The 13,017-nt window shown below is 74.2% G+C and carries 9 protein-coding genes; 1 reads left to right on the forward strand and 8 read right to left on the reverse strand.

Annotated elements, in window-relative coordinates:
• Positions 1-16: 16 nt before the first annotated feature.
• The 8 genes from ACGFI8_RS04520 to ACGFI8_RS04555 form a co-directional block, all read right to left on the reverse strand.
• The gene (locus ACGFI8_RS04520; RefSeq protein ID WP_392801168.1) at positions 17-1,312 is read right to left on the reverse strand and encodes a M16 family metallopeptidase; all 1,296 of its coding nucleotides are present in this window, start codon (positions 1,310-1,312) and stop codon (positions 17-19) included.
• A gap of 7 nt (positions 1,313-1,319) precedes the next feature.
• Positions 1,320-2,510 carry a S8 family serine peptidase gene (locus tag ACGFI8_RS04525; RefSeq protein ID WP_392799931.1) on the reverse strand — a complete coding sequence of 397 codons (1,191 nt, stop codon included), beginning with the start codon at positions 2,508-2,510 and terminating at the stop codon, positions 1,320-1,322.
• A 48-nt stretch (positions 2,511-2,558) separates the two neighbouring features.
• Positions 2,559-3,554, reverse strand: coding sequence for a hypothetical protein (locus ACGFI8_RS04530; RefSeq protein ID WP_392799934.1), 996 nt, complete (start codon positions 3,552-3,554; stop codon positions 2,559-2,561).
• A gap of 82 nt (positions 3,555-3,636) precedes the next feature.
• Entirely contained in the window at positions 3,637-3,798 is a 162-nt protein-coding gene (locus ACGFI8_RS04535; protein WP_392799937.1) for a hypothetical protein, read from the reverse strand.
• A gap of 118 nt (positions 3,799-3,916) precedes the next feature.
• Positions 3,917-7,237: a UvrD-helicase domain-containing protein gene (locus ACGFI8_RS04540; RefSeq protein ID WP_392799940.1), complete on the reverse strand. Its 3,321-nt coding sequence runs from the start codon at positions 7,235-7,237 to the stop codon at positions 3,917-3,919.
• A gap of 79 nt (positions 7,238-7,316) precedes the next feature.
• On the reverse strand, positions 7,317-10,427 hold the full coding sequence (locus ACGFI8_RS04545; protein WP_392801170.1) for an ATP-dependent helicase: 3,111 nt from the start codon (positions 10,425-10,427) through the stop codon (positions 7,317-7,319).
• 111 nt (positions 10,428-10,538) lie between these two features.
• Positions 10,539-11,099 carry a TIGR00730 family Rossman fold protein gene (locus ACGFI8_RS04550; protein WP_392799943.1) on the reverse strand — a complete coding sequence of 187 codons (561 nt, stop codon included), beginning with the start codon at positions 11,097-11,099 and terminating at the stop codon, positions 10,539-10,541.
• A 1-nt stretch (position 11,100) separates the two neighbouring features.
• Positions 11,101-11,880, reverse strand: coding sequence for a TIGR00730 family Rossman fold protein (locus ACGFI8_RS04555; protein ID WP_392799946.1), 780 nt, complete (start codon positions 11,878-11,880; stop codon positions 11,101-11,103).
• 119 nt (positions 11,881-11,999) lie between these two features.
• Between ACGFI8_RS04555 and ACGFI8_RS04560 the strand changes: the two genes are divergently transcribed.
• Positions 12,000-12,743: a DUF3152 domain-containing protein gene (locus tag ACGFI8_RS04560; RefSeq protein WP_392799949.1), complete on the forward strand. Its 744-nt coding sequence runs from the start codon at positions 12,000-12,002 to the stop codon at positions 12,741-12,743.
• The last annotated feature ends 274 nt before the right edge of the window (positions 12,744-13,017 follow it).

The following is a 13,017-nucleotide window of genomic DNA, read 5'->3' on the forward strand; positions in this document are numbered from 1 at the left end:
GGCGGGATTGTCACAGTCACTTGGCTCCTCCGGCGATGACCTCGACCGCGGCGCGGCGCGACGGGACCAGCTGCCCCGCGGCCGCGACGACCTGCTCCTCGGTGACCTCACCGATCAGCGTATGCAGCCGGTTGAGCAGCTCCGGCTCGCCGCGCTGCTGCTCCAGCACGGCCATCTGCAGCGCGCGGCCCAGCACCGCGTCGGTGTCGCGCAGCAGGTGGGTCGCCATGCGCGCCTGCGTGCGGCTGAGCTCGTCGGGGCTCAGGCCGTCGCTCGCGATGCGCGCGCACTCCTCCTCGACGCTGCGCAGGACCTTGTCCACGTCCCCGCCCGGCGGGAGGAACGCCTGCAGGACCAGGGCCGTCGGATCCCGTACGGCGAACGGCTCCCCCATGAACCCGATGTACCCGCCGATGCTCGTCACCGACCGGTCGCGCAGCACCAGCCGCTCGACGAGGCGGGAGGCGTCTCCGTCGGTGAGCACCTCGGCGAGTACCACATACGGCAGATACGCGGAGAGATCGCTGATCGGATCGGGCACCCGCCACGCGGCCGCGACCGCCGGCATGGGCGCCAGGCGGTCGGTGTACGAGGAGCGGCGCTCCGCGGTCAGGTCGGGCTCGGCGAAGTCCGGCCGCTGCGGGGCGGGCCGGGCCGGCACATCGCCGAAGTGCCGCTCGACGAGCTCGGTCGCGATGGCCACGTCGAAGTCGCCGGAGACCGCGAGCACCGCGTTGCCGCAGGCGTAGTACCGGTCGAAGAAGTCCGCGGCGTCCGCGACGGTGGCCGACTCGAGGTCCTCGAAGGAGCCGTAGCCGTCGTGCGCGTTGGCGAACGTGTCGAACATGACCGGGGGCACGCGCAGCCAGGGGAACCCGCCATACGGCCGGTTGAGGACGTTGACCCGGATCTCCTCCTTGACCACGTCGATCTGGTTGCGGAGGTTTTCCTCGTTGAGCCGGGGCGCGCGCATGCGGTCGGCCTCGAGGAACAGCGCGCGCTCCAGCGCGTTGGCGGGCAGCGTCTCGTAATAGTCGGTGTAGTCGAAGTGCGTCGAGCCGTTGAACGTGCCGCCCGAGCCCTGCACGTGCCGGAAGTGCGCGAGCTTCTCGAGATTTTCCGAGCCCTGGAACATCAGGTGCTCGAACAGGTGAGCGAAGCCCGTGCGCCCTTGCGGCTCGGATCTGATGCCGACGTCATAGACGACCGCCACACCGACGACCGGGGCGGCGCGGTCTGGGGTCAGCACCACCCGCAGGCCGTTGGGCAGGGTGAAGCGCTCGACGGGGTACTTGGAAGCCGGGATCCGCACAGCGGGGCTACGACTGGACACCCACCGAATCTACTTCGTCCCGCGAGGAAAGCCGGATTCGGCGTTCGGCCAGGCCGGCGTAGCAGGCCAGCCCCGCGATCACGGCCAGTAGCGGCAGGCCGAGCAGCCAGCCGTACTCGCCCCGCGAACGGTGGCGCAGCGGCGTCGCTACCGGCGCGGCGGACGGCGACGCGCTGGCGGACGGCACGCTCACCGAGGGTGATGGCGAGGGTACCGGCAGCCGCCGGGTGAGGGCCTGGACCAGGTCGAGACGACCGAGGCCGTACTCCGGGTCGACCCCCTTCGCCCCGGCGTCGACCGCGGTCAGCGCCAGCCGGCGGACGATCTCGCCCGCCCGGGCGTCCGGATACGCCGAGCGCACCAGCGCGACCGCGCCGGCGAGCAGCCCGGGCGAGGCGCTGCCGTCGTCGACCCGATACCGGTTGCCGCTGTTGGTGGTCATGATCTGGAATCCGGGCACGCCCAGGCCGAGCCGCCGGCCGCTGGTCGACTGCACGCGTACGTCGCCCGCCCGGGTGAGCGGGATCGCGGCGAGCACCCCGTCGTAGGAGGCCGGGTAGGGCTCGAACTCCCGGCTGGGCTGGTCGCCGTCGGCGGCCACCACGATCGCGTCGGCGGCCCGCGCGTCGCGGATCGCCTGGGCGAGCCGATCACTGGCGGCGACCGAATACCCGACCACGATCACGGCGGCCCGATGCGAGATCGCCAACTCGATGCCGGCGGCCAGGTCGTCCGGGCCGGGCCGGCGATCGACCGGCGTGTCGAGCACCACCGGCAGTACCTTGGCGCCAGGCGCCACGCCGATCACGCCGTCGCCGCGGCCGTCGCCATGGCCGTGCCCGGCGATGGTGCCCGCCAGCGCGGTGCCGTGGCCGTCGGGGTCGGCGGCGAGGACCTCGCCCGGCGTCGGCGCGCCGCTGGGCGAGGGCTGGTCGCCCCGGGCGACGAAGACCGGGTCGAGCACGGCGCCGGCCAGGTCGTCGTGGGTGGGGTCGACGCCGCGGTCGACGATCGCGACGGTGACGCCCTCGCCGCGGGTGCTCTGGTTGGCCTCGGCGACGTTGAGGTACCGCAGGTGCCATTCGTCGTCACGGATGACGTCCGCCCGGGCGGGGAGGGCCGGCACGGCGGCCACGGCGAATCCGAGGGCGACGGCGAGGGCGAGCCGCTGCTTCATGGGCGATAGCGTGCCGGATGGGCGCAACCCGCGCCAACTGAGCGATGCTTATGCCGGGCGGATGCTGGCGGGGACCTCGTCGGCGACGTAGTCGTACTGGCGGTGCGTGTCGGGGATCGATACGTAGAGGATTGCCGCGTCGGGCTTGCCGAGGTCGACCAGCGCGATCGACACCAGCTCGCTCCTGGCCCGCAGCCCGGCCTGGTTGAAGTGCAGCCGGAACTTCAGCAGCCGGGCCGGGCGCCCGCCGAGCGTGAGGTCCTTGGCCTCGATCTGCTCGAGCTGGTTGCCCTTGGGGTAGAAGCTGACCCGCACGTCCGCGGCGATCTGGTCGCCGACGCAGTGCAGGTCGAGCACCATACCGTCGTTGACCGCGGCCGGCACGTGCCCGGACAGGATCGTCGCGTGGTAGTCGTTGCCGTTGCCGTCGTAGTTCGGCTCGGTGACGAAGTCCTGCCCGATCCGGTATGTGATCCTGAGTTCGCCCTGCTCCTGCCAGTTCTCCTGGAGCGGCCGCCAGGGTGATCCGTACTCCTTGTAGCTGATCCCCGACTCACTGTCGACGGTCCGCGGCCCCGGCGGGACCTCGCCGCCGCCCCGGTTGGGGTTGTCCGGCGGGATGCTCGGCGGCGGGCAGCGCCGCGCCAGCTCGGGCCGCGTGTCGCTGGGCCCCTGCGCATGCCGGTTGAACAGGCCGCCCGGCGTCGTCGCGTTGTTCGTCAGCACCGACACCAGGATCACGATCAGCCCGATCGCGACGATCAGGACGGCGCCCCCGCCGAGCCACTTCATGATCCGCTGGTTGCGCCGGACCGGGTCGTCGTCATCGTGCGGCCCTGAGCTGATCACGTCCGGCGGCGGCCCGACCGGCGGCGCGCCCAGTCGCGAGACGCGCCCGGCGGCGTACCCTGGCGCGACACGCGGAGAACCGCCCGGTCCGCCGGTGATCGGCCGGGTCGGAGGCGGCGGAGCGGACTCGCTCGGGACCGGTTCGATCACGGTCTGCGTGTCCGGCACGGCCCAGGGCGAACGCTGCTCGGTCATCTCACGCCCAAGTGTCGCAGCCGGACGCGACGACGGCCAGCAACCCCCGCCGGCGGCCGGATCAGGGTTTGCTCAAGGCGGCTCAGGGCTGCGGCTGCGGCGGCGTTTGGACCTGGCTGACCTGCGGATACCGTGGCCCGTCCGGCACGGCGACGGGCCCGAGGACGATGAGCGCGACGGTGAGCACCCCGGCGATGGCGACCCCGACCACCAGGGCAACCTCGCGAACGTGCGGTGCCTGCATCCTGAGCACTCCCCCTCGCATGCCCTCTTGGACAGCTTCGAGGAGGAGCCGGTTCCACCGACAGCGAGCTGTCGGAACCTTGCCAGTTCATTGAGCTTTCCGGTCACCGGGCTTGCGGCTATCGGGGAGAGGGCAGCGCGGCGATCAGGGCGAGCAGGCCGTCCTCGTCGAGCAGGTCGGCCGGGCGGACCGTCTCGCCGCTGCGGACGTAGAAGAACGCGGCGCCCACCGTGTCGAGGGGCACGCCCCGCAGCTCGGCCCAGGCCAGCCGGTACGCGGCCAGCTGCACCGCCGCGGCCGTGGCGTCAGCGCCGCCCGGGCGGCCGCCGGTCTTCCAGTCCACGACGTCGTAGCGGCCGTCCGGGTAGCGGTACACGGCGTCCATCCGGCCGCGGACCACGACGCCCGCGACGACCGACGCGAACGGTACCTCCACGTCGACCGGCACCCGGTCGGCCCACTCGCTGGCCAGGAAGCGCGCCTGCAGGTCGCTCAGGGCGGCGTCCGGTGCGGCGCCCTCGTCCGCGGCGCCGGGCAGCTCGTCGAGGTCCAGCAGCCGCTCCGCCCGGAAGCGCTGCTCCAGCCAGTGGTGGAAGGCCGTGCCGCGGCGGGCGTACGGGTCGGGGCGGGCCGGCAGCGGGCGGCGCAGCGAGCGGGCCAGCCGCTGCGGGTCGCGGCGCAGCGCCACGAGCTGCGACACCGACAGGTGCCCGGGCAGCGACACCTCGACCGCGGCGCCCGCACGGGGGCCGAGCCGCGCCCGCTCGGCCAGGAGCAGCCCGGTCTCCGCGACCCAGCGCGCCACCACCGGATCGGCCGCCTCCGGCGCGTCGGGCGCCGGGACGTCAGCCCGGACGTCGTCGGCCGGGGCGCCGTGGGCGGGGGCACCGGAGGCCGGGACGTCGTACGCCGGGGCGGCGCGGACCAGGGCGGCGGCCGCCTCCAGCAGCGGCCGGCGCGGGCCGAGCGGGTCGGCCGGCCAGCTCGCGCCGGACACGTCGGCCGCGGTCGGGTTCTGCGCGTCGGCCTCCGGCTGCGGCGCCCACCCGTCGACCACCCCGGCGCCGGCCAGGCAGCGCGCACGGATCTCCTCCAGAAACACCGACGGGCCGCGGGCCCGCTTGACGCCCTCGCCCCACCAGTACCCGCTGGCCAGCAGCAGCCGGCGGGGGCGGGTGACCGCGACGTACGCCAGCCGCCGCTCCTCCCGCACGTCGTGCTCGCGCCAGTCCCGGTTGAACGTCTCCAGCGCGCTCACCACGCCCTTGACGTCGGCGACGCCGGAGAGGTCCAGCGCCGGCAGGCCGGCGTGGTCGCCGCGCAGCGGGAACGGCAGCACGCCCAGGCCGCGCAGCCAGTGGTCGCCGGCGTTGCTGGCGCCCGGGAAGACGTCGGCGCAGAGCCCGGCGACGGCCACGACGTCCCACTCGAGGCCCTTGGCCGCGTGCGCGGTGAGGATCTGGACCGCGCCCTCGACGACCTCGACCTCGCCGGGGGCCAGGCCGCGCTCCTCGTTCTCCGCCGCGGCCAGGAACGCCAGGAACGCGCTCAGCGTGGCGCCCTCCGACTCCGAGGCAAAGCGGGCCGCGATGTTGCTGAACGCGTCGAGGTGGCCGCGGGCCAGGCCGGCGTCGCCGGGGCGGGCCGCGACCTCCACGTCGAGGCCGGTGACCCGCTCCAGGTCGGCGACGAGGTCGGGCAGCGGCTGGTCGAGGCGGCGGCGCAGGGCGCGCAGCTCGGCGCCGAGGCGCGCGAAGCGGCGGTGACCCTCGGCGGAGTACGCCTCCGGCTCGCCCAGGTCGTCGAGGGCCTCGACCAGGACGGCCTCGTCGAGGCGGTCGGCGAGCTCGGGCTCGGCGTTCGCGTCGCCGTGGCGGCGGGCGGCGGCCAGCGCGCGGGCCCGGCGATACAGGGCGACGAGGTCACGCGGGCCGATCCGCCAGCGCGGGCCGGTCAGGATGCGCAGCAGGGCGGCGCCCTCGGCCGGGTCGGCGAGCACCCGCATGATGCTGACGACGTCGCGCACCTCGGGCGTGTCGAGCAGCCCGCCGAGGCCCACGACCTCGACCGGCAGGCCCCGCGAGCGCAGCGCGTTCTCCAACGCCGGGATCTGGGCCCGCGTGCGCACGAGGACCGCGGTCGACGGCCGGTCCTCGACCGGGATGTCGTACGGGAACGTGTCCGGGTCGACCTTCGCCGCCAGCCGCCACGAGGCGAGGACCCGGTCGGCGAGCCAGGCGGCCTCCTCGGTGTACGTGTCGAGCAGGGCGCAGTGCACGGTCGCCGTGGACGCCGGCTCGGCCAGTACGTCGGCGGGTGCGAGCTCCTCGACCCGGGCGCCGGAGGAGCGCAGCGGCAGCGACAGCGCGTTGGCCACGTCGAGGATCTCCGGCCGGTTGCGCCAGCTGGTGGTCAGCGACAGCAGCGGCGCCGGTCCGGCGCCACTGCCCTGTGGCCCGGCCGCGGCCACGACCGGGAACTCGGCCGGGAACCGGTCCAGCGTGCCGGCCGAGGCGCCGCGCCAGCCGTAGATCGACTGGCAGGGGTCGCCGACCGCCGTGACCGGGTGCCCGCCGCCGAACAGCGCGCGCAGCAGCACGACCTGTGCGTGCGAGGTGTCCTGGTATTCGTCGAGCAGCACCACCCGGAAGCGGTCCCGTTCGACCTGCCCGACCTCGGGGTGCGCGACCGCGACCGTGGCCGCCCGGGAGAGCTGGTCGCCGAAGTCCATCGCCTCCAGCAGGCTCTTCTTCTCGGCGTACTGCCGGATGAGGGGAAGGAGCTGCAGGCGCGCCTGCTGCCGGGAGAGCACGTCGCGCACCGGCTTGGCCATCTTGCCGCTCTTCGCGCCGACCTCGGCGAAGAACCGGCCGGTCCACGCGGCCACGTCCGCGGGCTCGCGCAGGTGCTCGGCGAGGTCGCCGGCCAGGTGCAGCACGGCGTCGACGACGGTCGAGGGCGCGGCCGACACCGCGGTCATGTCCCCGTCGTACGCCCGCACCACCGCGTCGGCGAGTTGCCAGCAGGCGGCCTCGGTGAGCAGCCGGGTGGACGGCTCGAACCCGGCCCGCACGCCGTGCTCGCGTACCACCCGGGCGGCGTAGGAGTGGTAGGTGGCGACGGTCGGCTCGCCGGCGATGAGGTCGTCGCGGCCCAGGCGGCGCACCAACTGGCCGAGGCGCTGCCGGATGCGGTGCGACAGCTCGCCGGCGGCCTTGCGGGTGAAGGTCAGGCCGAGCACCTGCTCCGGGCGCACGTGCCCGTTCGCGACCAGCCACACGACCCGCGCGGCCATCGTCTCCGTCTTGCCCGAGCCGGCGCCCGCGACGACGAGCAGCGGCCCGACCGGCGCGGCGATGACGTCGGCCTGCTGCCGGGTGGGCGCCGGGAGCTTGAGCAGCCGGGCCAGTTCGACCGGGGTGAACAACGGCGCCGTCATGCCTCCTCGCTTCGCTCGTCGGCATGCCGTGAAGGCCGAGCCGGCTGATGACCGGCCCCTCCGCTTCGCTCCGGACCGGTCATGTGACCTGCCGGCCCTTGCCGGAGACGGGGCATGAGGTCTTCACCGGGCAGACGCGGCACTTGTTGTTCACCACGGCGCTGAAGGTCGACGCCGCCATCGTGCTCGCGGTGCGCCGCACCAGCGCCTGGGCCCAGTTCGGGTCGTCGGCGTCGCCGAGCGGCGGCTGCACCTGCTCCCGCGCGGCGCTGGTCTCTCCCCCGAGCTGCACCAGGGAGGCACCCCCCGGTACCGAAGACTCCTCGAAGGCGCCGAGCTCGATCGCGGCCTGGTACGCGGCCAGCTGGGGGTGCTCGGCCAGGTTGGCGTTGGCGGGGATGGACTTGCCGGTCTTGAGGTCCACGACCACGAGCCGGCCCTGCTCGTCCAGCTCCAGCCGGTCGACCCGGCCCTTGATCTCGACCGGCGCCTGCGGGTCGGCGAGCTCGACGAGGAAGTCCTGCTCGATCGCGACGAGCCGGCGGGGGTTGCCGGCCAGCCAGCCGATGAGCTTGTCGAGCATGGTCTCGGCGCGGTCCCGCTCGCGGCCGGCGAGCCAGCGCGCGGAGAGCTCGATCGCGTCGAAGCGGTCGGCGACGTACGCCACCAGCTGCGCCCGGTCCGCGCTGGCGTCCGCGGCCAGCATCGCCGCGGCGTGCACGAGATTGCCGATCGACTGCTCCGGCGACGGGGTCAGCGCGCCGCCGTGCCGCTCCAGCAGCCAGCGCAGGCTGCACCGATCGACGCTCTCCACGGTCGACGGCGTGACCCGCACCGGCTCGCCCGGGTCGACCAGCGGCCGGTCGTCGGACAGCGCCGGCAGCCCCCACCAGGTGTCCGGGTCGGCACCTGGTACCCCCTCGGCGGCCAGGCGGGCCAGCAGCCCGGCGGCCGCGGCGCGGCGGTCCTCGGGCGCGTCGGGGTCGACGAGCGCGACCCGCAGCTCCGCCACGAGCGTCGGCAGCGTCAACGCCCGGGGCGGCTCGAACGCCGGCTGCCCGTCCAGCTCCGCATCGGAGGACAGCTCGGCCAGGAACCGGCTCGGCTGCTCCTCACCGTCGCCCGAGGCGACCGCGGTGACGAGCACCTGCTCGCGGGCCCGGCTCACGGCGACGTAGAAGAGCCGGCGCTCCTCGTCCAGCAGCGCCGACAGCCGCCCGATCGTCTCCATCGCTCGCCCGGCGAGCACCTCGACCAGCAGCTCCGAGCCGAGCACGCTGCCGCGCAGCCGCAGGTCGGGCCAGACGCCCTCCTGCACGCCGGCGACGGCGACGACGTCCCACTCCAGGCCCTTCGCCGCGTGCGCGGTGAGGATGCGCACCGCGTCGCCCCGGTCCGCCGACGGCGCCAGGTTGTCGGCCGGCAGGTCCTGGCCCTCGACGTGGTCGAGAAACACGTCGATGCCGGCGCCGGGCAGCCGGTCGGTGAACCGGGCCGCCGCGTCGAACAGCGACACGACCGCGTCGAGATCCCGGTCCGCGGCCGAGCCGCGGTGCCCGCCGCGGGCGCTCAGCGCGGACCAGCGCTCGGCCAGGCCGCTGGCGTGCCACACCGCCCACAGCACCTCCTCGGCGGTCGCGCCGGGCCGGACCGCCGCGTCGCGGGCCTGCTGCAGCAGGCCGGCCACCGCCCGGGCGGGCTCGGCCCACCGCCGCTCCACCATGGCGAGCTCGGCCGGGTCGCGCAGCGCGGCGAGCAGCAGCACGCCGGACGGGCGCCGGTCGCCGGCAGCCAGCGCCAGCGCGCGCAGCCCCTGCCTTAGCCGCCGTTCGGCCAGCGGGTCGGCCCCGCCCAGCGACGAGTGCAGCAGCGCCACCGCCGCGTCCTCGTCCAGCCGGGCGTCGTCGAGCGCGCACCGCAGGAGCAGCAGCAGCGGGGCGATCGCGGGCTGCAGGTGCAGCGGCAGGTCCTCGGCCTCGGTCACCGTCGGCACCCCGGCCGCGTGCAGCGCCCGCTGCAGCGGCGCCAGCTGCCGGGCGGTGGAGCGCACCACGACCGCCATCCGCGCCCACGGCACGCCCCGCAGCAGGTGCGCCTCGCGCAACCGGTGCGCGATGAACGCCGCCTCCGACGTCTCCGAAGCGAACGTGCGCGTCTCCGCCGTGCCGCCGCCTCGCTGCGGCAGCATCGCCCGGTGCCGGGACGGGCCGCGCAGCCGCGCGGCGACCCGCCCGACCGGCGCCAGCAGCCCCTCGCCGAGCCGTCGGGAGTGCGGCAGGGTCACCTGTACCGCGCCCGGGAACCGCATGGCGAAGTCCCCGACGATCGCCGGGTCCGTGCCGCGGAACGCGAACGTCGAGGAGTCCGGGTCGGCCAGCGCGACCAGGTGCTTGCCGTTGCCGGCGATGAGCTCGAGCAGCTCGACCTGGGCGGGGTCGGTGTCGGGCAGCTCGTCGACGTAGACGTATGACAGCCGCCGCCGCTCCCGCTCCAGGACGTCGGCGTCGTCGGCGAGCATGGCGCTCGCCGCCCGCACCAGCTCGGCGTAGTCGTAGGCGACCGATCCCCGCCCGGTCGCGTCGCGCAGCGCCAGGACCTGGAGGTACTCCTCGAAGAACGCCGCCGCGGCGGCCCAGTCCGCGCGCCGGTGGACCCGGGCGAGCTCGGCCAGCCCCGCCGGCCCGACCCCGCGCTCGACCGCCCGCAGCAGCAGGTCGCGCAGCTCGGTGGCGAACGCGCGGGTGTTGAGCGCCCCGCGCAGCGACTCCGGCCACGGCGCCGCAGAACCGGCGAGCAGCTCGCGGATCACCAGGTCCTGCTCGGGCCCGGTCAGCAGCCGCGGCGAGGCCTCGCCCCGCTCGACAGCGGCGCGGCGGAGCAGCCCGAACGCGTATCCGTGGAAGGTCCGGACCATCGGCTCCGCCGTGGTGCGCAGCCCGCTCGATCGCCCGAGCCGCGCCTCGATCCGGTCGCGCAGCCGTACCGCCCCGCGCCGCCCGAAGGTCAGGACCAGGATCCCCTCGGGGTCGCCCCCCTCGGCGACCCGGGCCGCGACCGCCTCGACGAGGGTGCTCGTCTTGCCGGTGCCGGGCCCGCCGATGACGAGCAGGGGCCCGGCGGTGTGCTCGACGACGAGGCGCTGCCAGGGGTCGGCGAAGACCGGGACGGCCGCGACCGGGGGGCGGCGCACGAGCCGGTAGGCACGGCGCTGCCCCGCGGGGGAAGCTGTCGCGGTCACGCGGTTATGCAATCACGCTGCCCCGCGTTTCATCGCATCGCCATTCCCGGCGGTGACGCAATGTCACCGTTGGGCCGCGCCCAGCAGCGACGCCTCGATCAGGTCCAGCGACTCGTCGATGTCGCGCGACACCATCAGCATCGACATCGCCGACGGGCGGACGAACTCGTGCCGGGCCAGGCCGCCCAGCCAGTCGAGCAGGCCGGCGTAGAAGCCGTCCGCGTCGAGCAGCACGATCGGCTTGCGGTGCAGGTCGAGCATGGCCGTCGTCCACACCTCGAACAGCTCGTCGAGCGTGCCCAGGCCGCCGGGGAGCGTGATGAACGCGTCGGACTTCTCGATCAGCAGGGTCTTGCGCGAGGCCATGCCGTCGGTCACGACCAGCTCGTCCGACTTGGTGTCCGCGACCTCCCGATCCACGAGGTTCTGCGGTATCACGCCGTAGGTGCGCGCCCCGCCGGCCCGGGCGCCGTCGGCCACGGCGCCCATCATGCCGACGCAGCCGCCGCCGGAGACCAGGCCGTGGCCCCGGCGGCCGATCTCCACGCCGAGGTCGTACGCGAGGTCCAGCCACCGCTGCTCGAGCCGCTGCGAGGAGGCGCAGAAGACGCCGATCGCCGCCACCTCAGCTCCCCCCGCCCAGCTTGTTGTCCTCTCCCAGCTGCTCGGCGGCCTCCTTGATGTGCTGCACGGCCGCGTCGACGTCGTCGGTGACGAACAGCAGCTCCAGATCCTCCGGGCCGATCTTGCCGTCGGGCAGCATGGTGGCGCGGATCCAGTCCATGAGGCCGCTCCAGTACTCCGTGCCCATGAGCACGACCGGAAACCTCGTGACCTTCCGCGTCTGCACCAGCGTCACGGCCTCGAAGAGCTCGTCGAGCGTGCCGAAGCCGCCGGGCAGCACGACGAACGCCTGGGCGTACTTGACGAACATCGTCTTGCGGGCGAAGAAGTACCGGAAGTCGATGCCGATGTCGACCCACTCGTTGAGGCCCTGCTCGAAGGGCAGCTCGATGCCGAGCCCGATCGAGAGCCCACCGGCCTCGGCCACGCCCTTGTTCGCGGCCTCCATCACGCCCGGGCCGCCGCCGGTGATGACCGCGTATCCGGCCCGCGCCAGCGCGCCGCCGAGATCCTCGCCCATGCGCCACTCCGGGCTGTCCGGCTTGCTGCGCGCCGAGCCGAACACGCTCACCGCGGGCGGCAGGTCGGCGAGCGTGTCGAAGCCCTCGACGAACTCGCTGAGGATGCGCAGCGCCCGCCACGCGTCCTTGGTCTTCCACTCGTGCCGCAGGTGCGAGTCGAGCAGCCGCTGGTCGGCGGTGCTCGGCGGGATCGCGTCGCGTCGCAACGTCACCATTCCGCGGTGCCGCTCCCGCGGCCGGCTGCGTTTGGGCTCGCTCATGTCTGTCACGGTACGTGGATCACGCGCGACGGGGCCCACCAGACCCGCCGTCGGCATGGTCCAATACCGCCATGGCGCGTCGACGGTGGCTGTTGTTCGCGCCGTCATGCGTGCTTCTGGTGGGTTCTCTCCTTATCTGGTACGGCCTGAGGCCGTCCCCGCCCACCGAATCCTTCGTGGCGGCGCCGCCCTCCGCCGCCCTGTCCTCGGACGTGCCCGGGCCCTCATCGTCCGTGGTCGAGCCGGCCTCCTCGCTTGCCCCCTCGCCGGCACGGTCGACCGTGCCGAGCGTGCCCGCCAAGGGCAACGGGAAGTTCGACTACGCGGCGAGCGGCGGCGAGCGGGTCGGCACCGCGGGGCACCTGGTGCACTACGTCGTCGCGACCGAGCAGGGCTCGAACGTGGACCCGGAGGTGTTCGCCGACGCCGTGCAGCGCACCCTCGGCGATTCGCGCAGCTGGATCGCCGGTGGCCGGTTCTCGTTCCAGCGCGTCCCGGCCGGCAGCGCGAGCGAGTTGACCGTGCACCTGGCCACGCCGTCGACCACCGACACCATGTGCGCCAAGCGCGGCGTGCGGACGAAGGGCGAGGTCTCCTGCCGCGGCGGCCGGGACGTCATCGTCAACCTGAAGCGCTGGCTGCTCGCGGTCGCTTGGTACCCGAGCGTGGCGGAGTACCGCAACATGGTCGTCAACCACGAGGTCGGGCACTTCCTCGGCCACGGGCACGCGGTCTGCCCGCGCAAGGGCGCCCCCGCCCCGGTGATGGCGCGCCAGACCTTCGGGCTGGAGGGCTGCGTCGCCAATGCGTGGCCCTATCCGGACGGCAAGACCTTCGCCACGGGGCCACCCGCGCCTCGATGACCGACCGGTCTCGGCAGGAAAACTCGGTAGGAAAACGGGTGCGGGGAGCAACGTTCCGCCCCGCCGCGGCGTCCTACCCGATATACCGGTTGGCAGGGCGTGGGGGTGTGACCGGCATGACACGAACGAAGCAGGACCGCCAGAAGCGGCAGATGAACCGGCGGATCCGCGAGGTGGTCGCGGTCCGCCGGATGATGCGTCAATTGGATCCGGTACTCATGGATCCGGCAGTCAGGGAGTCGTCGACTGAGGCCGCGTAGTCCTCGGCAGTCCT

The organism is Dactylosporangium sp. NPDC048998 (genome assembly GCF_043197855.1).
Lineage (GTDB): Bacteria > Actinomycetota > Actinomycetes > Mycobacteriales > Micromonosporaceae > Dactylosporangium.

Excerpts from the sequence above, each read along its gene's own strand:
- ACGFI8_RS04525 (WP_392799931.1), bottom strand. The coding sequence starts at position 2,510 with ATGAAGCAGCGGCTCGCCCTCGCCGTCGCCCTCGGATTCGCCGTGGCC.
- ACGFI8_RS04530 (WP_392799934.1), bottom strand. The coding sequence starts at position 3,554 with ATGACCGAGCAGCGTTCGCCCTGGGCCGTGCCGGACACGCAGACCGTG.
- ACGFI8_RS04535 (WP_392799937.1), bottom strand. The coding sequence starts at position 3,798 with ATGCAGGCACCGCACGTTCGCGAGGTTGCCCTGGTGGTCGGGGTCGCC.
- ACGFI8_RS04540 (WP_392799940.1), bottom strand. The coding sequence starts at position 7,237 with ATGACGGCGCCGTTGTTCACCCCGGTCGAACTGGCCCGGCTGCTCAAG.
- ACGFI8_RS04555 (WP_392799946.1), bottom strand. The coding sequence starts at position 11,880 with ATGAGCGAGCCCAAACGCAGCCGGCCGCGGGAGCGGCACCGCGGAATG.